At 74.7% G+C, this 21085-nt stretch carries 19 protein-coding genes; 12 read left to right on the top strand and 7 right to left on the bottom strand.

What is annotated here, in order from left to right; all coding sequences use genetic code 11:
* Positions 1-12 precede the first annotated feature (12 nt).
* Entirely contained in the window at positions 13-882 is an 870-nt protein-coding gene (locus tag CLV35_RS03940; RefSeq protein ID WP_121192070.1) for an LLM class F420-dependent oxidoreductase, read from the top strand.
* Between the two features lie 13 nt (positions 883-895).
* On the opposite strand, the gene CLV35_RS03935 is transcribed toward CLV35_RS03940, so the two are convergent.
* Positions 896-2362: a CCA tRNA nucleotidyltransferase gene (locus CLV35_RS03935; protein WP_231121459.1), complete on the bottom strand. Its 1467-nt coding sequence runs from the start codon at positions 2360-2362 to the stop codon at positions 896-898.
* 299 nt (positions 2363-2661) lie between these two features.
* Between CLV35_RS03935 and CLV35_RS20960 the strand changes: the two genes are divergently transcribed.
* The 11 genes from CLV35_RS20960 to CLV35_RS03880 all read left to right on the top strand — a co-directional run bounded on the left by CLV35_RS20960 (position 2662) and on the right by CLV35_RS03880 (position 15738).
* Positions 2662-3045, top strand: coding sequence for an NUDIX hydrolase (locus CLV35_RS20960; protein ID WP_121192368.1), 384 nt, complete (start codon positions 2662-2664; stop codon positions 3043-3045).
* Positions 3042-5135 carry a DUF6049 family protein gene (locus CLV35_RS03925; protein ID WP_121192068.1) on the top strand — a complete coding sequence of 698 codons (2094 nt, stop codon included), beginning with the start codon at positions 3042-3044 and terminating at the stop codon, positions 5133-5135. Before CLV35_RS20960 ends, CLV35_RS03925 begins: the two co-directional genes overlap by 4 nt.
* Positions 5132-6724, top strand: coding sequence for a murein biosynthesis integral membrane protein MurJ (gene murJ, locus CLV35_RS03920; protein ID WP_121192067.1), 1593 nt, complete (start codon positions 5132-5134; stop codon positions 6722-6724). Before CLV35_RS03925 ends, murJ begins: the two co-directional genes overlap by 4 nt.
* Before the next feature lie 40 nt (positions 6725-6764).
* Complete coding sequence (locus CLV35_RS03915; protein ID WP_121192066.1) at positions 6765-8234, top strand: protein kinase family protein; 1470 nt, start codon at positions 6765-6767, stop codon at positions 8232-8234.
* Positions 8231-8869 carry an RNA polymerase sigma factor SigM gene (sigM, locus tag CLV35_RS03910; protein WP_121192065.1) on the top strand — a complete coding sequence of 213 codons (639 nt, stop codon included), beginning with the start codon at positions 8231-8233 and terminating at the stop codon, positions 8867-8869. The genes CLV35_RS03915 and sigM overlap by 4 nt, the downstream gene beginning before the upstream one ends.
* Positions 8866-9762 (top strand): hypothetical protein, encoded by an 897-nt coding sequence (locus CLV35_RS19885; protein WP_183061654.1) that lies wholly within the window; start codon positions 8866-8868, stop codon positions 9760-9762. The genes sigM and CLV35_RS19885 overlap by 4 nt, the downstream gene beginning before the upstream one ends.
* Before the next feature lie 130 nt (positions 9763-9892).
* The gene (trxB, locus tag CLV35_RS03900) at positions 9893-10870 is read left to right on the top strand and encodes a thioredoxin-disulfide reductase (protein WP_121192064.1); all 978 of its coding nucleotides are present in this window, start codon (positions 9893-9895) and stop codon (positions 10868-10870) included.
* 49 nt (positions 10871-10919) lie between these two features.
* Positions 10920-11237: a thioredoxin gene (trxA, locus tag CLV35_RS03895; RefSeq protein ID WP_121192063.1), complete on the top strand. Its 318-nt coding sequence runs from the start codon at positions 10920-10922 to the stop codon at positions 11235-11237.
* A gap of 140 nt (positions 11238-11377) precedes the next feature.
* Positions 11378-11800, top strand: coding sequence for an ATP-binding protein (locus tag CLV35_RS03890; protein ID WP_121192062.1), 423 nt, complete (start codon positions 11378-11380; stop codon positions 11798-11800).
* A 94-nt stretch (positions 11801-11894) separates the two neighbouring features.
* Entirely contained in the window at positions 11895-14474 is a 2580-nt protein-coding gene (locus CLV35_RS03885; RefSeq protein WP_121192061.1) for a SpoIIE family protein phosphatase, read from the top strand.
* Between the two features lie 124 nt (positions 14475-14598).
* Positions 14599-15738 (top strand): N-acetylmuramoyl-L-alanine amidase, encoded by a 1140-nt coding sequence (locus tag CLV35_RS03880; RefSeq protein WP_121192060.1) that lies wholly within the window; start codon positions 14599-14601, stop codon positions 15736-15738.
* Between the two features lie 9 nt (positions 15739-15747).
* On the opposite strand, the gene CLV35_RS03875 is transcribed toward CLV35_RS03880, so the two are convergent.
* From CLV35_RS03875 to yidC, 6 genes are all read right to left on the bottom strand, one after another.
* Positions 15748-16365, bottom strand: coding sequence for a GNAT family N-acetyltransferase (locus CLV35_RS03875; protein ID WP_121192059.1), 618 nt, complete (start codon positions 16363-16365; stop codon positions 15748-15750).
* Between the two features lie 28 nt (positions 16366-16393).
* Positions 16394-17548: a ParB/RepB/Spo0J family partition protein gene (locus CLV35_RS03870; protein ID WP_121192058.1), complete on the bottom strand. Its 1155-nt coding sequence runs from the start codon at positions 17546-17548 to the stop codon at positions 16394-16396.
* A complete protein-coding gene (locus CLV35_RS03865; protein WP_121192057.1) occupies positions 17545-18504 on the bottom strand; it encodes a ParA family protein in 960 nt (319 codons plus the stop codon). Before CLV35_RS03865 ends, CLV35_RS03870 begins: the two co-directional genes overlap by 4 nt.
* Before the next feature lie 103 nt (positions 18505-18607).
* Positions 18608-19360, bottom strand: coding sequence for a 16S rRNA (guanine(527)-N(7))-methyltransferase RsmG (rsmG, locus tag CLV35_RS03860; RefSeq protein ID WP_121192056.1), 753 nt, complete (start codon positions 19358-19360; stop codon positions 18608-18610).
* The gene (locus CLV35_RS20355) at positions 19357-19818 is read right to left on the bottom strand and encodes a Jag family protein (RefSeq protein ID WP_407938184.1); all 462 of its coding nucleotides are present in this window, start codon (positions 19816-19818) and stop codon (positions 19357-19359) included. The genes rsmG and CLV35_RS20355 overlap by 4 nt, the downstream gene beginning before the upstream one ends.
* 238 nt (positions 19819-20056) lie before the next feature.
* Positions 20057-21073: a membrane protein insertase YidC gene (yidC, locus tag CLV35_RS03850; RefSeq protein WP_231121457.1), complete on the bottom strand. Its 1017-nt coding sequence runs from the start codon at positions 21071-21073 to the stop codon at positions 20057-20059.
* Between the last annotated feature and the right edge of the window lie 12 nt (positions 21074-21085).

Here is a 21085-nt window from a genome sequence, read left to right as displayed (position 1 = left end):
AGATTGGCCCGCATGGAGATCGCCCTGCACGTCATGGACTTCACGCCGTTCGGCCCGCCGGAGGGCATCGCCTCCGGCCTGGCGGCGACCGCGCAGGCCGCCGAGCAGGCCGGCTTCCGCACCCTGACGCTCATGGACCACTGGTTCCAGATGGACGGCACGGCGCCGGCGACCGACCCCATGCTCGAGGGCTACACGACCCTCGGCTTCCTCGCCGGGCAGACGGAGAGCATCCAGCTCGGGCTGCTCGTCACCGGCGTGACCTACCGCCACCCCGGGCTGCTGGCCAAGACGCTGGCGACGCTGGACGTCCTGTCGGGCGGCCGGGCGGTGCTGGGGATCGGTGCCGCGTGGTACGAGCGCGAGCACCTCGGCCTCGGGGTGCCGTTCCCGCCGGTCGCCGAGCGCTTCGAGCGCCTCGAGGAGACGCTGCGGATCTGCCGGCAGATGTGGAGCGCCGACGACGGGCCGTTCGAGGGGGAGCACTACTCGCTGGCGGAGACGATCTGCCAGCCGCAGCCGCTCCAGGCGGGCGGGCCGCCGATCGTCGTCGGGGGGATGGGCGAGCGCAAGACGCTGCGTCTGGTCGCGCAGTACGCCAGCGCCTGCAACCTGTTCGACGCCGGCCCCGACGTGCTGGCCGCCAAGACCGCCGTGCTGCACCAGCACTGCGAGGACGTCGGCCGCGACCCGGCCTCGGTCGCGAAGACGGTCGTGTCGGGGATCGACCCCCTGGCCGACCCCGACGCCTTCGTGGCGCGGATGCGGGCCTACGCCCAGCTCGGCGTCAGCACGGTCTGGGTCAGCTCGCGCGCAGCGGGGCTGCCCGCCTGGGTGCAGCGGGTCGGGGAGACCGTGGTGCCGAGGCTCGCGGAGCTCTGAGCGGCGTACGCGGCTACTGCTGCGCCGCCCACCACTCCTGCAGCGCCGCGACGGCGTCGTCGTGCGCCATCGGCCCGTTGTCCATGCGCAGCTCGAGCAGGTGCTTGTAGGCCTTGCCGACGACCGGGCCCGGGGGCACGCCCAGGACCTCCATGATCTGCGTGCCGTCGAGGTCGGGGCGGATCGCGTCGACCTCCTCCTGGGCGCGCAGCGCCTCGATGCGCTCGACGAGGGAGTCGTAGGCCACCTGCAGGGCGAGGGCCTTGCGCTTGTTGCGGGTCGTGGAGTCCGAGCGGGTCAGCGCGTGGAGCCGCTCGAGCAGCGGGCCGGCGTCGCGGACGTAGCGGCGCACGGCCGAGTCGGTCCAGGCGCCCTCGGCGTAGCCGTGGAAGCGCAGGTGCAGCTCGACCAGGCGCGAGACGTCCTCGATCGTCGCCTTGTCGTAGCGCAGCGCCTTGAGCCGCGCCTTCGCCATGCGGGCGCCGATCACCTCGTGGAAGTGGAAGCTCACCCCGCCGTCGGCCTCGAAGACGCGGGTGCGCGGCTTGCCGATGTCGTGCAGCAGGGCGGCCAGGCGCAGCACGAGGTCGGGCCCACCGCCCGGCAGCGACCCCTCGAGCGCGATCGCCTGCTCGAGCACGGTCAGCGTGTGCTCGTAGACGTCCTTGTGGCGGTGGTGCTCGTCGATCTCGAGGGCGAGCGCGGGCAGCTCGGGCAGCACCTGGTCGGCCAGGCCCGTCTCGACCATGAGGCCGAGGCCCAGGCGCGGCCTGTCGCCCAGCAGCAGCTTGGTCAGCTCGGCCTGGACCCGCTCGGCCGACACGATGGAGAGCCGGTCGGACATCGCGGTCATCGCCGCGACCACGTCGTTGGCCGGCACGAAGCCGATCTGCGAGGCGAAGCGCGCGGCCCGCATCATGCGCAGCGGGTCGTCGTCGAAGGACTCCTCCGGCGTGCCGGGCGTGCGCAGGATGCGCTCGGCGACGTCGGCGAACCCGTCGAAGGGGTCGACGAAGGTCGTGCCAGGCAGGGCGACCGCCATGGCGTTGACCCGGAAGTCGCGACGGCGCAGGTCGTCCTCGAGCGAGTCGCCGAAGGAGACCTCGGGCTTGCGCGACTCGCGGTCGTACTTCTCGGCGCGGTAGGTCGTGATCTCGCAGTCCCAGCCGTCCTTGCGGGCACCGACGGTGCCGAAGGCGATGCCGACGTCCCAGACCGCGTCGGCCCACGGGCGCACCAGCGCCAGGATCTGCTCGGGACGGGCGTCGGTGGTGAAGTCGAGGTCGGTGCCCAGCCTGCCCAGCAGCGCGTCGCGCACCGATCCGCCGACGAGGGCCAGCTCGTGGCCGGCGGCGGCGAACCGGCGGCCGAGGTCCTCGGTGACCGGCGTCGCGCGCAGCAGCTCGGCGACCGCGCGGCGCCGCACCGCCGACGGGTCGGAGGGCTCGGGGGGCGGAGGGGAGGACGCGGCGACAGGCACGGGCTACAAGGGTAGGGGTCGCGGCGACGGTTAACATCGACGTCATGGCGCGTACGCCGGGCGAAGAGGACCGGTCGCGGCGGGCGAGCCGCCAGCGGCCGTCCGGAGCGACGCCCGCAGCCGGCGTGCCGGTGCCCTTCGCGGCCTCCGAGCAGCCGGCGGCGCAGCCCGTCGCCCAGCCCCTCGAGGAGCACGCCGCACCGCCGCAGGACCCGCCCCGCCCCAAGCCGGTCGCCCGCAACGCGCGCCGCCGCCTCTCCCGGGTGGAGGAGTTCTCGGCCGGCGGGCTCGTCGTCGACATGGGGCAGATGCGCGCCGCGCTGATCGGCCGGCTCGACCGGCGGGGCCGGCTGCTGTGGTCGCTGCCCAAGGGCCACATCGAGGCCGGCGAGACGACCGAGGACGCCGCGATCCGCGAGGTCGAGGAGGAGACCGGCATCCGCGGGCGCGTCGTGGCGCCGCTGGGCACCGTCGACTTCTGGTTCGTCGCGGAGGACCGGCGCGTCCACAAGACCGTGCACCACTTCCTGCTCGAGGCCTCCGGCGGCGAGCTCTCCGACGCCGACGTCGAGGTGACCGAGGTCGCCTGGGTGCCGATCGACCAGCTCCGCGAGCGGCTCGCCTACGACGGGGAGCGCCGGCTGGTCGACACCGCCCGGCGGATGCTCTCGGACACGGCGTGACGCGCGGGCGACTCCGCACCTGCGCCCTCGTCCTGCTCGTGGCCCTGCCCTGCCTGGCGGGCGCGCTGGGCCCGGCGGCCGCGGCCGCGCCCACGCCGGCACCGTCGAGCGCGGTCCCCGCGCCCGGGGACCCGACGGGGGGCCCGGCCACCGTGGCGCTGTCGAGCCTCAGCCCCCAGGTCGCGCGGCCCGGCACCGACGTGGTCGTCACCGGGGTGGTCACCGCGGCCGAGCCGCTCGAGGACGTGACCGTGCGCGTGTGGGTGCGCCGCTCGGTCACCGTGCGGGCCCAGCTCCAGAACGCCGTGGAGTCGACCTCGCCCGAGGGGACGCCGGGCACCCTGGTCGACGTGTCGGCGAGCCTCGCCGCGGGTGCGTCGCACCGGTTCCGCGTCGTCCTGCCCGCCGCCGCCGTGTCGGGCGGCCCGGACGTCGGCGTGCGCGTCCTCTCCCTCGACGTGCGCGCCGACGACCCCGATGGCGGCACCCGCCGCGTCGCGCTGGACAAGACCTTCCTGCCCTGGGTCCCGGCCGCGAACGAGGAGCGCGCCACCAAGCTGGCCGTCGTCTGGCCGCTGCACGACGAGCCCCACCGCACGGCCGACGACGTCTTCGTCGACGACAGCCTCGCCCGTGAGGTCGCCGCGGACGGCCGGCTCCGCACGCTGCTCGACGCCTCGCAGGGCTGGACCCTCGCGCTCGACCCGATGCTCGCGGAGGACCTCGCCGAGATGGCGCGGCCCACCGGCTACCTCGTCGCGACGGCCACCGGCAGCACCCGGCGCCCGCGCAGCGCCGCCGCGGCCGACGTGCTCGCTGCCCTGCGGGCCCGGGCCGCGCAGCCCGGGGCGGTGACGCTGCTCCCCTACGGCGACGTCGACGTGGCCGCGCTGGTCGCCGCCCGGCGGGAGGCCGACCTCAAGGCCGCGGTCGCCAGGGCGCGCGCCGTCGCCTCCACCGTGCTCGGCGCCTCGCTCGCCGTGCGGGTCGGACTGCCGCAGGGCGAGGGCTGGACGGCGCGGCAGGTCGCCGCGCTCGACCGGGCCGGCGTCCACACCGTCGTGCTTCCCGGCAGCTGGGTGCCCGCCGACCCCGACGCGAGCTCCACGCCCTCCGCCCGCACCGACGTGCGCCTCGGCGACGGCGTGTCGAGCCCGGCCCTGCTCTCCGACACCGCGCTGACCGGGCTGCTCACCGGCACCTCACGGCGCGCCGACGCCCTCGCCCGCTTCCTCGCCGAGACCGCGATGCACACCGCCGAGCTGCCCGGCCGGCCGCGGGCCCTGGTCGTCGTGCTGCCCCGCGACTGGGTGCCGGTCAGCGCGGGCTACGCCCGGGCGCTGCACGCGACGCTGGCGGCCGCCGACTGGGTGGTGCCCAGCTCGCTCGCCCCGCTGGCGGCCGAGCCGGCGACCGACGAGCGCGAGGCCGACGTGCCCTCCGGCACCGTCTCGGCGTCCCTGAGCCGCAGCTACCTCACCTCGGTGGCCGCGCACGCCACCGCCGGCACGCAGTTCTCCACCGTGCTGGCGACGACCAAGCGCGCCACGGCGCTCGCCGCCGCGTACGCCGCGGAGCGCCTGCGCCTCGAGTCGGTCGTCGCGACGCAGGACGGCGCCACGCTCCTCGACCGTTCGGAGCGCGCGCTGCGCGCCCGCGAGGCGCAGGTGCGCGTCGTGACCAACGGGCACATCACGGTGCCCGGCGGGTCGAGCTTCCCGCTGACCGTGCGCAACGACCTCGACCAGGACGTACGCGTCGCCGTGGCGTTCTCGAAGTCCGGCCGCGTCTCGGTGCAGACCACCAAGGTCGTGCGCGTGCCAGCGGGCAAGGCGACCCGCGTCTCGGTGCAGACCAGGGCGAGCGCCAACGGTCCCGCCGACATCACGATGCAGCTGATCACCCCGCGCGGGAAGCTCTTCGGCGACGCGCAGCCGCTGCGGCTCCGGGTCAGAGGAGCCGGGGGGCCCGCCAAGGCGGTCGTCGCGCTCGCCGGAGTCGTCTTCCTCTTCGCCGCGGGAGCCCGCATCGTGCGCCGCCGGCGACCCGGCACCGACTCGCCCCACCCCGAAGGGACCTCTCCCGCGTGAGCCTCGTCAAGTCGAGCAGTCTGCTGGCGGTCGGCACCGTCGCCTCGCGCGTGCTGGGGCTGGTGCGCTCGCTCGTGCTGACCTACGCGATCGGCACCCGGCTGGTCGGCGACACCTTCGCGGTGGCCAACACCGTGCCCAACATGATCTACCTGCTGCTGGTCGGCGGGGTGATCAACGCGGTGTTCGTGCCGCAGCTGGTGCGCGCGGCCAAGAACGACGAGGACGGCGGCAAGGCCTACACCGACCGGCTGCTCACGCTGACCGGGATCGCGCTGCTCGTGCTGACCGTCGTGGCGACGGTGGCCGCGCCGCTGGTGATCCGGCTGACCTACCACAACGACGTCAGCGGGCGGCCGCTGTCGGTGCTGTTCGCCTACTGGTGCCTGCCGCAGATCTTCTTCTACGGCGTCTACACCGTGCTCGGCCAGGTGCTCAACAGCCGCGGGGTGTTCGGCCCGATGATGTGGGCGCCCATCGTCAACAACGTGGTCGCCATCGCGGTCGGGCTGCTGCTCGTGCGCGCCGACATCGAGCCCGGCCGGGCGGGCAGCGTCTCGCACGGCGAGGCGGCGTTCCTCGGCCTCGGCACGACGCTCGGCGTCGTGGCGCAGGCGGTCGTGCTGCTGCCCTACCTGCGCGCCGCCGGCTACCGCTTCACCCCGCGCACCGACTTCCGCGGCTACGGCCTCGGCAAGGCGGCGACGCTCGCGAAGTGGACGATCGGGTTCGTGCTGGTCAACCAGGCGGCCTACCTAGTGGTCGTGGCGCTGGCCGGCTCGGCGGGCGACCAGTTCGGCACGTCGCGCGGCGTGGGCATCAACGCCTACCAGAACGCGTACCTCTTCTTCATCCTCCCGCACTCGGTGATCACCGTGTCGCTCGTGACCGTGCTGCTGCCGACGATGTCGGCCGCAGCCGCCGAGGGCCGCACCGGCCGGGTGCGCGAGATGCTCTCGCAGGCCCTGCGCCTGGTCGGCGTCGCGATCGTCCCTTCGGCGGCGGGCCTGATGCTGCTCGGCGAGACCGCCGGTGCCGCGCTGTTCGGGCACGGCGCCAACGGCCGCGCCGACGGCACCTACATCGGCATCGTGCTCGCGGTCTTCGCAGCCGGGCTGGTGCCCTTCGCCTGCCACCACGTGCTGCTGCGCTCGTTCTATGCCTACGAGGACACCCGCACCCCGTTCCTCATCGCCTGCGTCGTCTCGGCCTGCAACGCGGCGCTGGCCCTCGCGGTCACCCCGCTGCTGTCCGCCGAGTGGCGCACCGTCGGCCTGGCCGGGGTCTACGCGGTGACCTACTGGGTGGCGCTCGCGGTGACCGCGACGCTCGCGCGCCGGCGCCTCGGCGGCCTCGACGAGCGCCGCGTCGTGCGCACCTACGTACGCCTGGTGCTCGCCGCCGTCGTCGGCGGCCTGCTCGGCCTCACCGTCCTGCTCGGGCTGCGGCGGCTGCTCGGCGACGCGCTCGGCCCCGAGGTGCTCTCGGGCGCGGTGGCCGGGCTCGTGCTGCTGCTCGGCTACCTCTGGGCGTGCGCGCGGATGCGGGTGCGCGAGGTGGGCGAACTGGTGGGCAGCCTCCGCCGTTAGGGCGTACTCCCAGCGGCCGTGCCGCGCCTACAGTGGGCCCGTGCAGCCGAGCCTCGTGGTCCCTGGCTCGCTGCTCGCAGGGCGCTACCTGCTGGTCGACGCGCTCGACGTCGCCCCCGCGGGCGGCGCCGCACCGGCGGGAGCCGCACCCGCGGGCACCGACGAGCGGCACTGGCGCGCGCGCGACGAGCTGCTGCGCCGCCCCGTCGCCGTCCACCTCGTGGGTCCCGGCCCCGACGCCGCCGCCGTCCTCGCCGGTGCGCGCGCCGCCGCCCGCCTGCTCGGCACCGCGTTCGTGCGGGTGCTCGACGTCCTCGACGCCGAGCACCTCGAGCCGGGCGAGGCCGACGACCTGGCCGGGCTGGTGGTCACCGAGTGGGTCGTCGGCGAGGACCTCGAGACCGTCCTGCTGCGCGACGGCCCGCTCGACGACGCCCGGGTGCGCTCGCTGGGCATCGTGCTGGGCGAGGCGCTGACCGCCGTCTCCACCCTCGGCGACCCCGCTCTGCCGCTGCCCGCGCTGACGCCCGGCGACGTGCTGCTCACCGCCGACGGCGCGCGGGTCTCGCTCGACCGGCACTGGGGCGCACCGGGCGGTCCCGGCTCGGCCGCGCAGCGCTGCGCCGCCGTCACCTACGCCGCCCTGACCGCCCGCTGGCCGCTGGCCCACCCGAACGCCGGGCCTCCCGTCGCCCTGCCGCCGCCCGCGGGCGAGCCCGGCCGCGCCACCTCGCCGCGCCAGGTGCGCGCACACGTCAGCCACGAGCTCGACGAGCTCGTCGCGCGCTGCACGGGTCTCGGTGCGGAGCCCGAGCCGGCGGCCGGCGAGCTGGCGGGGCTCTTCCGCGCCCTGCCGGTCGAGGCGCCGGAGCCGGCCGAGGCCGAGGAGCCCGGCCGCCGGCGGTGGCTCGCCCCGGCGGCGGTCGGCACCGTGCTCGCGGTCGGCTTCGGGCTGCTCGCCTGGCAGGTGACCCGCGCCGTCCAGCACGACCCCGGCGAGCGGGTGCGGCCGGGCAAGCCGGTCGCGCGCGCCTCGGCGACGCCGGCCCCGAGCCCCTCGCCGCTCGCCGTCCGCGCCGCGACCGGCTTCGACCCGCTGGGCAACGGCACCGAGGGCCGCGGCGAGCTCGCCGTCGACGGCGACCCGTCCACGGGCTGGCGCACGGTCGCCTACCTGCACCGGCCCGACCTGGGCGGGCTCAAGGCAGGCGTGGGGCTGCTGCTCGACCTGGGAGGCGTGCGGGAGGTGGACGCGGTCGAGCTCGACTTCGCCGTGCCGGGCGCCGCGGTGCAGGTCTACGCCTCGAGCGAGCGGCCGACGGCCGCACCGACCGGTACGCCTGCGGCCGCCACCAGCTCGGCGGGCGCCACCACGCGGCTGGCCGTGCAGCCGGCCGTCGAGGCGCGCTACCTCACCGTCTGGCTGACCCGGCTGCCGCCGGCGACCGATCGCGCCGACGCCTTCCGCGCCGAGGTCGACGACGTGCGCGTCAGCGGCACCACGCCGTGAGCCCGCTCGTCGACTACGCCGCCCTCGACGACGCGGCGCTGCTCGCGCGCCACCGCGCGACCGGTGACGGCGAGGCGTTCGGGCAGCTGGTCGAGCGGCACGGCGACCGGCTGTGGGCGGTGGCGCTGCGTACCATCGGCGACCGCGAGGAGGCGGCCGACGCCGTGCAGGACGCCCTGCTCTCCGCGTTCCGTGCCTCGGCCGCGGGCAGCTTCCGCGGCGACTCGGCGGTCACCACCTGGCTGCACCGCATCGTCGTGAACGCCTGCCTCGACCGCGTGCGCCGGCGCACGGTCCGCGCGGCCGACGCGCTGCCCGAGAGCGAGTCCGGCGAGGAGCGCGTCGCCGACCCGGTCGACGCCATCGGGCGCCGCGAGGACACCGTGGACCTCGCGGCGGCCCTCGCGACCCTGCCGACCGAGCAGCGGCTGGCCCTCGTGCTCGTCGACGTCGAGGGGCTGAGCGTGCGCGAGGCGGCCGACGTGCTCGAGGTGGCCGAGGGCACGGTGAAGAGCCGGTGCGCCCGCGGCCGCGCGCGGCTGGCACCGCTGCTCGCCCCTGGACGCCGGGGCGGAACCTCCGGCGCGGACGCTGCGTCGGACCCTCGTACGGTCGGGTCGGGAGGTGCCGGATGAGCTCGGAGGAGCCGCTGCAGCCTGCCCGCACCCCGGACGAGGCCACAGGCCACCTCGACCTGGACCTCGCCGCCGACCTCGACGCCGGGCTGCTCGAGCCGGACGAGGCCGTGTCCTGGCGCAGGCACGCCGCCGGGTGCCCGCGCTGCACAGCCCTGCTCGCGTCGATCGCCGACGTGCGCGACGGGCTGGCGGAGCTCCGGCAGGTCGAGCCGGTGCCGGCGGCGCTGCGCGCCCGCTGGACCACCGGGCTCTCCGCACGGCCCGACGCCCTGCCGGAACCGCCGCCGGCTCCGTCCGCCCCGGCGGCCCGGGCTCGCCGGCGTCCGCGGCCGAACCGCTCGCTGGTGCAGCTCGGCGCCGTGGCCGCCGCGTGCTTCGCGGTCTACGGGCTCACCCGCGTACTGCCCGACACCGGCGGCGCCAGCGACTCGTCGGGGTCCTCGGGGGCGGCGGCAGCGCCCGCGGCGTCCGCCGCGGCCTCGGCCGGCGCGGCGGCGGAGTCCGCGGCCTCCGCGGCCGCAGGCGGCGGCTCGTCGCGCACGACCTCGGCGCCCGCGGCGAGCGCCGCCACCGGGGCTGCCCCCGCCGCTCCGTCGGGCGTCGTGCTCGCCACCACGCCCGCCGGGATCGAGGCGCAGGCGCGCGTGCTGCTCACCGGCGCGTACGACCTCAGCGACTCGCCCGCGCTCCCGCCCGCGTGCCTCGGCGGCCTCGGCGGCGCCGCGCCCGAGCTGGTGCTCCCCGGGAGCTTCCGCGGACGCTCCGCGCTGCTGGTCGTCCAGCCGGTCGGCGCGTCGCGGCTGCGGCTGACCGTGGTGCGCCAGCCGTGCGGCGCCGAGCAGGCGCGGGAACCGTTGCTGGTGACAGACGCTGCTCGGCCGGGCCGCTGAGCCGCTCGGCGAGGGCCGTGCGGGCGAGCGCCCGGGGGAATGGGCGGCCCGTAGCATCCGTTGAGCGGAGGCAGCGTACGGAGCCGCCTCCGCGCTGTGCTCGGGTCGGACGTGTCGGGAGGACTTGCTCGTGGGCGACGTACGTGAAGTGGTCATCGTGGGGTCGGGGCCGTCCGGCTACACCGCCGCCATCTACGCGGCCCGCGCCGGCCTGCGCCCGCTGGTCCTCGAGGGGTCGGTCACGCAGGGCGGTGCGCTCATGAACACCACCGAGGTGGAGAACTTCCCCGGCTTCCCCGAAGGCATCACCGGCCCCGACCTGATGGACGCGCTGCGCGCCCAGGCCGAGCGCTTCGGCGCCGAGTTGGTCACCGACGACGCGGTCTCGCTCGACCTCACCGGCCCGGTCAAGGCGGTCGTCGACGGCGAGGGCACCGAGCACCGCGCCAAGGCGGTCATCCTGGCCACCGGCTCCGCCTACAAGGAGATCGGCCTGCCCAACGAGAAGCGCTTGTCGGCCAAGGGCGTCTCGTGGTGCGCGACCTGCGACGGCTTCTTCTTCCGCGAGCAGCACATCGTCGTCGTCGGCGGCGGCGACTCCGCGATGGAGGAGGCCACGTTCCTCACCCGCTTCGCCGCCTCGGTGACCGTGGTGGTCCGCCGCGACACCCTCCGCGCGTCGAAGATCATGCAGGAGCGGGCGCTCGACAACCCGAAGATCACCTTCGCCTGGAACTCCGAGGTCGCCGACATCCTCGGCGAGGACAAGGTGACCGGCGTCCGGCTGCGCTCGACCGTCGACGGCAGCGAGCGCGACCTCGACGTCACCGGCGTCTTCGTCGCGATCGGCCACGCGCCGCGCAGCGAGCTCCTGCACGGCCAGGTCCACCTCGACGAGAACGGCTACGTCCTCACCGAGGGCCGCTCGACCCGCACCAACCTGCCGGGCGTCTTCGCGGCCGGCGACCTGGTCGACCACACCTACCGCCAGGCCATCACCGCGGCCGGCTCGGGGTGCGCGGCGGCTCTCGACGCCGAGCGCTACCTCGCCTCGCTCGAGGACGTCGCCCTCACCGGCGACGCCGTCCAGGCCGCCGTCCTCATCTAGCGACCCCCACCCACCTGCACCCCACCGCCCAACCGAAGGGAAGCACCACATGAGCAAGGCAGTCACGGACGCCACGTTCGCCACCGAGGTCCTCGCCAGCGAGAAGCCCGTCCTCGTCGACTTCTGGGCCGAGTGGTGCGGCCCGTGCCGCCAGGTCGCCCCGATCCTCGACGAGATCGGCAGCGAGTACGCCGACAAGATCGACATCGTCAAGCTCAACATCGACGAGAACCCCGGCATCGCCTCGCAGTACGGCATCGTCTCGATCCCGACGATGAACGTCTACCAGGGCGGCCAGGTCGTGAAGACCATCGTCGGCGCCAAGCCGAAGCGCCTGCTGCTCAAGGACCTCGAAGGCCTGATCTGAGCGACTGCCCGCGCTGGGGGACCGTCCACCTGCACGCCGGGTGGGCGGTCCTCGTCGCGTCGGAGGGCGTCGGGGCACCCGGCCGGGTGAGGCCTGCGCCGCGGAGGTGCGTTCGCGCGGTGGCGGGGTAGGACCCGAGCGTGAGCACAGACTGCGACGACCGGTCCACGCGGGAGGTACGCCTGCCGGCGAGCCCCGAGTCAGCCGGGTCCGCGCGCCGGTTCCTCGACCGCGTGCTCACCTCCTGGGCGACGCCCGGACCGGTCGTCGAGGTCGCCACCTTGCTGGTGAGCGAGCTCGCCGGCAACGCCGTCCGCCACGGTCGCGGCGCGGTCACGGTCACGGCCCGGCGCTGGCCGCGGCTGCTGCGCGTCTCCGTCCACGACGACAGCTCGGTGATGCCGGCCACGCGCGCGCCGGCGCCCGACTCCGAGCACGGGCGGGGGATGGTCCTCGTCGAGGCGCTCTCGCGCCGCTGGGGGGCGGAGACCGTGCCCGGCGACGGCAAGGACGTGTGGTTCGAGCTCGACGTCGCCCCGGAGGACGCGCGCGTGGAGCGCTGACAGGATGGAGGTCCCCGCCCTGCACCGGCGCGGACGACGAGGAGGGCCGCCCGCGCCGCCAGCGCACGAGCCCCGAGCGGAGAGTGGAGCGCCGATGGCGGACGCCCCGGCCAGCGAGGGCCCCTCGACCGCGTCGCGCCTGGTCGCGCACGCTCCGGCCGGCACCGGGCTCGACCGGCTGGCCGAGCTGGCGTCCACCCTGCTGCACGCCTCCTCGTCGCAGATCTCGCTGATCACCGACGTGCAGACGGTCGTGGGCGGCGCAGGCGGGGCAGCGGCGTCGGTCGGACTCCGCTCCCCTCGCGCCGACTCGCTCTGCACCGTCACCGTGACGACCGGCGCGCCGCTGGTGGTGCCCGACGCCGTCCACGACAGCAGGGTCTCCGGCCTGCCACCGGTCTCGAGCGGCCAGGTGGGGTCGTACCTCGGCGTGCCGCTCTCCACCTCAGACGGAAGCACCGTCGGAGCGCTGTGCGTCTTCGACCTCTCGCCGCGGTCCTGGTCCCCGGTCGAGGTCTCCATACTGTCCAAGCTCGCCAGCTCCGTGGTCGCCGAGCTGGAGCTCGCCGCGCTGAGCGACGAGCACACCACGAGCCAGGTCGCCCTCGCTCTGGCCATCGAGGCGGCGGAGGTCGGCACCTTCGACTGGGACCTGCGCACCGGCGAGCTCAGCTGGGACGGCCGCATGGTGCAGCTGTTCGGCATCGCCGGCGGCGCCGACGGGTTCGTCGGGACGATCGACGACTTCAACGCGTTGCTGCACCCCGACGACCGCGAGCGCGTCGCCCACGCGCTGCAGTCCGCGGTCGAGACGTGCGGCGGCTACAGCGCCGAGTACCGGATCGTGCGTCCCGACGGTGCGATGCGCTGGGTCGCGGCACGCGGTCGCGCCCTCGGCGGGGAGTCCGGGCCGGCGGTCCGGGTCCTTGGTGCGGCCTACGACACGACTGCGCAGCGCGACTCCGAGGCCCGTGTCGCACGCGTGCTCGAGACGATGAACGCCGCCTTCTTCCACCTCGACCGCTCGTGGCGGTTCACCTACGTCAACGGGCGGGCCGAGCGGCTGCTCGCCCACGCGCGCGACCAGCTGCTCGGGCAGGACGTGTGGGAGCTGTTCCCGCTCGCGCTCGGCACCGACTTCGAGACGCACTACCGCGCGGCCATGGTCTCCGGCGAGCCCACCAGCTTCGAGGCGTGGTACCCCGCGCCGCTCGAGGCGTGGTTCGAGGTCCAGGCCTGGCCCGACCCGGACGGGCTAGCCGTCTACTTCCTCGACATCACCGAGCGGCGCGCCGCCCACGACGAGGCGCAGCAGGCGGCGGCGCGGGCCCAGCTGCTCGCCGAGGACACGACCGCCCTGAGCAGCACGCTCGAGGCCGAGGAGGCGGTGGCCCGGCTGGCGCAGCTGGTCGTCCCCGCGCTGGCCGACTGGTGCCTGGTCACCCTCGTCGACGACGACCACGACGCCGCCTCGCGCCGCGGGCTCCGCGACGTCGCCTGGCACCACGTCGACCCCGCCGCCATGCCCCTGCTCGACCGCTACGCCGAGCTGCGCTTCCGCGAGCTGCAGGACGACGCCTACGTGCTGCAGGCGCTGCGCGCCGGCACGCTGGTGCATGGCCGCGGCGGCGCGACCGAGTCGGTGGCGCAGGTCTTCGTCGAGGGCGAGGCGCGAGAGCTGGTCGCGAAGCTGGCTCCCGACTCCTTCGTCGTGCTGCCGCTGCAGGGTCGCGGGCGCACCGTCGGCATGCTCACGCTGTTCAACGGCGCTGCGCGCGGCCCGCTGGACGACCGCGACCTCGACATCGTCCGCGACATGGCCGGCCGTGCCGGGCTGGCCCTCGACAGCAGCCGCCTCTACCGCCAGCAGCGCGACATCGCCGAGGGGCTCCAGCGCTCGCTGCTGACCGCCCCAGTAGAGCCCGACCACACCGCCATCACCGTCCGCTACGTCCCCGCTGCCCAAGCGGCGCAGGTCGGCGGCGACTGGTACGACGCGTTCCTCCAGCCCGACGGCGCCACCGTGCTCGTCATCGGAGACGTCGTCGGGCACGACACCGCCGCCGCCGCGGCGATGGGACAGGTGCGTACGCTGCTGCGCGGCATCGCTGTCTACTCCGGTCTCGGACCCTCCGCCGTGCTGCGCGGCGTCGACGCCGCGATCGAGACCCTGCAGGTGGGCGTCACCGCCACCGTCGTCGTGGCCCGCGTCGAGCAGACGCCCGAGGAGCGCGCGCAGGGACTGACCCGCATCCGCTGGTCCAACGCGGGGCACCCGCCGCCGATGGTCCTGCACCCCGACGGCACGGTGAGCGTGCTGAGCAGCGCCGAGCCCGACCTGCTGCTGGGCATCGACCCGGCCGAGCAGCGCTCCGAGCAGGTCGTCACGGTCCAGCGGGAGTCGACCGTGCTCTTCTACACCGACGGGCTGGTCGAGCGGCGGGGCGAGTCCCTCGAAGACGGGCTCCAGGCGCTGCGGGAGGCCCTCGCCCGCCTCGGCTCGTCGGGGCTGCCCCTCGAGCAGCTGTGCGACCGGCTGCTGGCGCAGATGCTGCCGGAGCAACAGGAGGACGACGTGGCGCTGGTGGCCATCCGCCTGCACCGCCAGGACCGTCCGCGGCCCGCCGAGGCGGGGCCGAACCGCGTACCTCCCAGCGTCCCTGACGAGGACTGAGCAGCGGCCGCGTTGCGAGGCTGCCCTCCCGGTGGCAGTTACGATGGGCCGTTGCCGGGCACCCGCTGCGCCGGCCCGCCCGGCGCGCTCGTGCTCGAGCCGTCCTTCTCCCCGGAGCCGCCTGATGACCGAGCCACTGCGTCTGGGGTCGCGCGGCCCTGCGGTGGCCGAGATCCGGCACAAGCTCGTCCTGCTCGGGCTGCTGCCGCCGCCCGCTGACGCGCTGGCCGCGCTCGCGGACGCCCGCTTCGACGCCGAGGTCGACTCCGCGGTGCGTCGCTTCCAGCAGGAGCGCGGCATCACCGGCGACGGCGTCGTCGGCCCGGCGACCTACCGCGCGCTCGACGAGGCGCGCTGGCAGCTGGGCGCTCGGATCCTGCACTACACCGTCACCCACCCGCTCGCGGGCGACGACGTCCTCGAGCTGCAGCGCCGGCTGCTCGACATGGGCTTCCACGCCGGTCGCGCCGACGGCATCTTCGGCGCCGACACCGACGCCGCACTGCGCGAGTTCCAGCGCAACGTCGGGGTCGTGCCCGACGGCATCTGCGGGCCCGCGACCCTCAAGGCGCTCGACCGGCTGCGCCGCACCGTGATCGGCGGGCGGCCCGACGCGCTGCGCGAGGACCTCCACATCGCGCGCAGCGGGCCCCGCCTGGCCGGCAAGGTCGTCGTCATCGACCCAGGACACGGCGGGTCCGACCGCGGTGTGCAGAGCTCCGGTCTCGACGAGGCCGCCGTCGTCGAGGACCTCGCTGCCCGCGTCGAGGGCCGGCTCGTCGCCACAGGCGTGCAGGCGTTCCTCACCCGGCGGCCCGACATGGAGCTCGACGAGACCGCGCGCGCGGAGTTCGCCAACGACTTCCAGGCCGACCTCGTGGTCTCCCTCCACGTCGACGGGTCCCGCTCGCCGCGCGCCGAGGGCGTCGCCACCTACTTCTTCGGCGGCGGCCGCGGCAACAGCTCGGTCGTCGGCGAGCGCTTCGCCGGGCTCGTGCAGCGCGAGGTCGTGGCGCGCACCGGCCTGCTCGACTGCCGCACGCACGCCAAGACGTGGGACCTGCTGCGACGCACGCGCATGCCCGCGGTCCGCATCGAGGCCGGCTACCTCACCTCGCCCGGTGACGCGGTGCGCCTGGCCGACCCCACCTTCCGCGACGCGCTCGCCGAGGCGGTCGTCGTGGCGATCCAGCGGCTCTACCTCCCCACCGAGGACGACGCGCCCACCGGGACGCTCCACCTCGACGCGCTCGTCGCGCGCTGAGCGACCCCGCTAGACGGGGCGCAGCGCGGGGTCGGGCGCCATCGAGCCGAGCAGCCGCTCGAGCGCGACCTCCATGTCCTCCCGCCAGGACACCGTCGCCTTGAGCTCGAGCCGCAGCCGCGGGAACCGGTGGTGCGGGCGCACGGTCTTGAAGCCGACGGAGAGCAGGAAGTCGGCCGGCACCAGGCAGTGCGGCCCCTCGTGCTTCGCGTCGGCGAACGCCTCGACCGCGCGCACCCCTCGCCTCTGCAGGTCCTTCGCGATCGTCTGCACGAGCACCCGCCCCAGCCCGGCGCCGGTGAACTCCGGCACGACGTGCATCGTGGTGAGCAGGACGGCGTCGGCGCTCACCGGCGAGGTGGGGAAGGCGGACGCGCGCGGCACGTACGCCGGTGGCGCGTAGAGCGCGAACCCGGCCGGCGCCGACTCGACGTAGACGATCCGGCCGCACGAGCCCCACTCCAGCAGCACCGAGGAGACCCAGGACTCCTTCTCGAGCCGGGGGTCGCCGTCGTTGGCGGCGCGCTCGCCGGTCACCGGGTCGAGCTCCCAGAACACGCAGCCGCGGCAGCGGACCGGGAGGTCGTCGAGGTTGTCGAGGGTGACGGCGGCGACGCGACGTGACATCGGGACTCCGGCTGCGCGAGGTGGGTCTCTAGTGCTGCTCTTCCGGCGAGTGCTGCTCCGACGGCTGCTGCTCGGGGCTCGCGGGCGGCTCGAGCAGCCCGAGGATGCGCTCGAGGTCGTCGAGGCTCGCGAACTCCATGACGATCTTGCCCTTGCGGCGGCCGAGGTCAACCTTGACCCTCGTCTCGAAGCGGTCGGAGAGACGCTCCGAGATCTCGCCCAGCCTGGGCGAGGTAGGTGCCCGGAGCGACTTGCGCCGCACTGCTGGCTCGCCCGCCTCCCCGAGCGCCACGATCTCCTCGACCGCGCGCACCGAGAGCCCCTCGGCGACGATGCGCTGGGCGAGACGCTCCTGCGCAGCGGCGTCGGTGAGCCCGAGCAGCGCACGGGCGTGCCCGGCGCTCAGCACACCGGCGGCCAGCCTGCGCTGGACGATCGCCGGCAGCTTGAGCAGCCGCAGCGTGTTGCTGATCTGCGGCCGCGACCGGCCCAGCCGCTGGGAGAGCTCCTCGTGCGTGCACGCGAAGTCCTGCAGCAGCTGGTCGTAGGCAGCGGCCTCCTCGAGCGGGTTGAGCTCGCTGCGGTGCAGGTTCTCGAGCAGGGCGTCGCGCAGCAGGTCGTCGTCCGAGGTGCTGCGCACGATCGCCGGGACTGCGCCGAGGCCGGCCAGTTGGGCTGCGCGCCAGCGGCGCTCACCCATCACCAGCTCGTAGCTGCCCGGCGAGGTCTGGCGCACGACGACGGGCTGGAGCAGTCCGACCGTGCGGATGGACTCGACCAGCTCGGCCATCGCGTCCTCGTCGAACACCGTCCGCGGCTGGCGGGGGTTGGGCGAGATCGTGGCCGGGTCGAGCTCGGCGTAGGACGCGACGGCGGGTACGCCTGTGCTGCCGTCCTGCGCGTCAGCGCCGACCCGCTCGTCGGAGTCCTCCGCTACGGCGGGCTGGTCCTGCGCCTGCGCTGCGAGCTCCTCCTGGGCTGCGACGTCCACGGCCTCGGGCGTCGAGGCAGCCTCAGGCGTCAGGCTCGCGTCCGGCGGTGGACTTCCCTCGCGGAGCGCCTCTGGCTCGACCGAGCCGACCGCTGCGCGCCCGAACGGCGACTCCGCGGCCTCCGCAGGACGGGCGGCCGTGGGGATCAGGGCGCTGAGCCCCCGGCCCAGTCCACGCGGTCGATCACTCACGGACGCACCTCCATGGCGACGGTCTGGCGGGCCAGCTCGCGCGCCGCCTCGGTGTAGGCGAGCGCACCGCTCGACGACGGATCGTAGGTCACGACCGTCTGCCCGTAGCTCGGCGCCTCGGACACGCGCACCGAGCGCGGCACTGCCGTGGACAGCACCCGCTCGCCGAAGTGGGCGCGCACCTCGTCGGCCACCTGCGCGGCCAGCCGGGTGCGACCGTCGAACATGGTCAGCAGCACCGCGCCCACCCGCAACGAGGGGTTCAAGTGGCTCTGCACCAGCTCGATGTTGGTGAGCAACTGGCTGAGCCCCTCGAGCGCGTAGTACTCGCACTGGATGGGGATCAGCACCTCGGTGGCCGCGGCGAGCGCGTTGACCGTGAGCAGGCCGAGGCTGGGCGGGCAGTCGATGAAGACGTAGTCGGGCGCCGGGTCCTCGGGCGTGCGGCTGGCGAGGTAGGTCTCGATCGCCCGCCGGAGCCGAGACTCACGCGCGACGAGCGGCACGAGCTCGATCTCAGCGCCGGCGAGGTCGATGGTCGCCGGTGCGCACAGCAGCTCGGGGAGGTCCGGGGTCTGCTGCACCACGTCGGCCAGGGGCAGACCCTCGATCAGCGCGGCGTAGACGTCCGGCACGCCGCGCGTGTGGTCGATGCCCAGTGCCGTGGAGGCGTTGCCTTGCGGGTCGAGGTCGAGCACGAGGACCCGGAGTCCCGCCGAGGCCAGCGCTGCAGCCAGGTTGACCGTCGATGTGGTCTTGCCGACGCCGCCCTTCTGGTTCGCGACCGTGATGACTCGCGGAGTCGCCGGTCGGGGCAGTGGAGCTGACGTTCCACGTGAAACGTGCGGGACGCGACCTGTGGGCGGGACAGCGGTGTCCGTCTCGAGGGGAGCAGTGACGTGAGCGTCGAGGGACTCGTGGACGGCGCCGTCCGCCAACCCGCCAGGGAGCGCCATGTCGGCAGGCTCTGCCACCTGCTCGCCCGGGAGCGCCGGCCATCCCAGGCCGCGACGGCTCCCTCGAGCGGCGGGCAACGGCCATCCCAGGCCGGCAGCCGTCTCAACCACGGGGACGGCCCCCGCGCGGGCGGTTGGGACCAGAGCGGCTGGCGGGGCGAGGGTTGGAGCGCGCACCACGAGAGGGTAGACGAGCCGGCTCCAGGGCTCGCAGCATCGTGACCGCCGTAGCAACCGGGATGCCGTCGACTCCGCCGACCTCACGGACCGCGAGGGTCGTCGCCCCGAGCCGGCGCAGCACCGCCGCGTCGCGTTCCAGTTCCTCGGCGGCGGAAGCGCCCTTCAGGGCAGCGACCAGCCCTCCGGGCACAACGAGCGGCAGCAGCCACCCGGCCAGCTTCCCGAGCGGAGCGACAGCGCGCGCCGTGGCCACCGACCAGGCCGCTCGCGGCAGTTCCTCAGCGCGTGCGCGTCGCACCACGACGTTGCCGAGCTCCAGATCCGCCACCACCTCGTCGAGGAACGTGGCGCGTCGCAGCAGCGGCTCGACGAGGGTGATCTGGAGGTCCGGGCGCCGCAGCGCCAGCGGGATGCCAGGCAGACCGGCTCCAGCACCGATGTCGACGACCGATGCTCCTTGGCCGACGAGCTCTGCCACGGCGACGGAGTTCAGGATGTGCCGCTCCCACAACCGGGGGACCTCACGCGGGCCGAGCAGGCCGCGCTCCACACCGGCTCCGGCCAACCACGCGTGGTAGCGGGACGCGAGCGCGGTGCGGTCGCCGAACACCTGGGCAGCCACGTCTGCGTCCGGTGTTCCACGTGGAACACCGTTGGCCTCGTGCGCCTCGGTCATGCAGAGGGCGGCAGCACGACCACACGACGTGCCGGCTCGACACCCTCGGACTCCGACGTGAGCCCGGCGGCGGCCACCGCGTCGTGGACGACCTTGCGCTCGAAGGCGCTCATCGGCTCGAGCTCGACCCGCTCACCTCCGCGCGCGCGCTCGGCAGCCTTCCGGCCGACCTCGGTCAGCTCCGTGCGGCGGGCGGCGCGGAAGCCGCCGACGTCGAGGAGCAGCCGCGTACGCTCGCCGGTCTGCGTCTGCACGGCGAGCCGCGTCAGCTCCTGCAGCGCGTCGAGCACCTTGCCCGAGGGCCCCACCAGCGGGTCGAGGCCGGTGCCCACGATCGCGACGACGGCGCGGTCGGCCTCCACGTCCATGTCGATGTCGCCGTCGAGGTCGGCGATGTCGAGCAGCCCCTCGAGGTAGTCGGCCGCGACGTCGCCCTCCTCCTCGAGCCGCTGCACCAGCGCAGCCCGGCGCGAGGGAGCGGCGGGTGCGTCGTCGCCGGCCGGAGCCGCCGAGGCCGCTCCCTCGTCCGTGACGGCGTCGTCAGGAGCGTCCGCGACGTCGTCGGCGGCGAGGTTCGTGTCGGGCAGGTCGGTCACGGCGGGAGCTCCTGGCTTCGGGGCGTCGGGGCAGGGTCCGGGAGGGACAGGTGGAGCAGGGATCGGTACGCGGGTGCTGAGCAACCGGCGGACCTCGAGGCTACGACGGGTCGGGCTCGGCGTTGCCCGGAGCTGCGCCGCCCGGAGGCCGGTCGCGCTTGGCGCGGGGCTGCCGGCGCGGCTGCTGGCGCTGACCGGGCGGCCGCTTGGCGAGGTTCGGGCCTGAACCGGTGCCGTCGGACGTCGCGCCGCCGCCCACCGCCGGGGTGCCGCCCGAGCTGGAGCCGGTGCCCGCGCCTGGCGTCGCCTTGTGCTTGCGGCGCAGGCGCTCCTCGCGCGCGATCGCCGCCGGCGAGCCGGGCGTCGGGTTGAAGGCGATGACGTAGAACTGCTGGCCCATCGACCACAGGTTGGTCGTGAGCCAGTAGATGAGCACGCCGATCGGGAAGTTGACGCCGGAGACGGCGAACACGAGCGGGAAGACGTAGAGCAGCATCTTCTGCTGCTGCGCGAACTGCCCCTCGGCCGCCGAGGGCGGCATGTTCTTGGTCATCACCTGGCGCTGGGTCAGGAACGAGGTCAGCGACATCAGGACGATGAGCACGACGGTGAGCGTCTTGGCCGCACCGTTGTCAGCGCCCAAGAAGCTGTCGGAGATGCTCGCACCGAAGATCTTCGCGTTGGCGGCGTCGCGGACGAGGTTGAGGTCGCCGGGGAAGCCGGGGACGCGCTTCTCGTGCGCGACCCCGTTGAGCACCCGGAACAGCGAGAAGAAGATCGGCGCCTGGAGCAGGATCGGCAGGCAGCTCGCGAACGGGTTCGTGCCGGTGCGCTTGTAGAGCTCCATGAGCTCCTTGCTCTGGCGCTCCCGGTCGTTCTTGTACTTCTCCTGCAGCTTCTTGATCTCGGGCTGCAGCAGCTGGAGGCCGCGCTGCGCCTTGATCTGCCGGATGAAGAGCGGGGTGATCAGGATCCGGATGACCACGACCAGGCCGACGATGGACAGCGCCCAGGTGATGCCGCCGTCACCGGGGAGCCCCAGCGACGTGAACAGCGAGTGCCACGCGATGAGGATCTTCGAGACGACGTACTCGAGCGGGGCGAGGATCTTGCCCACGGACAGGGTCTC

It is taken from the genome of Motilibacter peucedani, assembly GCF_003634695.1.
Classification (GTDB): Bacteria; Actinomycetota; Actinomycetes; order Motilibacterales; family Motilibacteraceae; genus Motilibacter; species Motilibacter peucedani.
The sequence above is the reverse complement of the archived record's forward strand: the minus strand, read 5'-3'. Positions and strand labels throughout refer to the sequence as shown.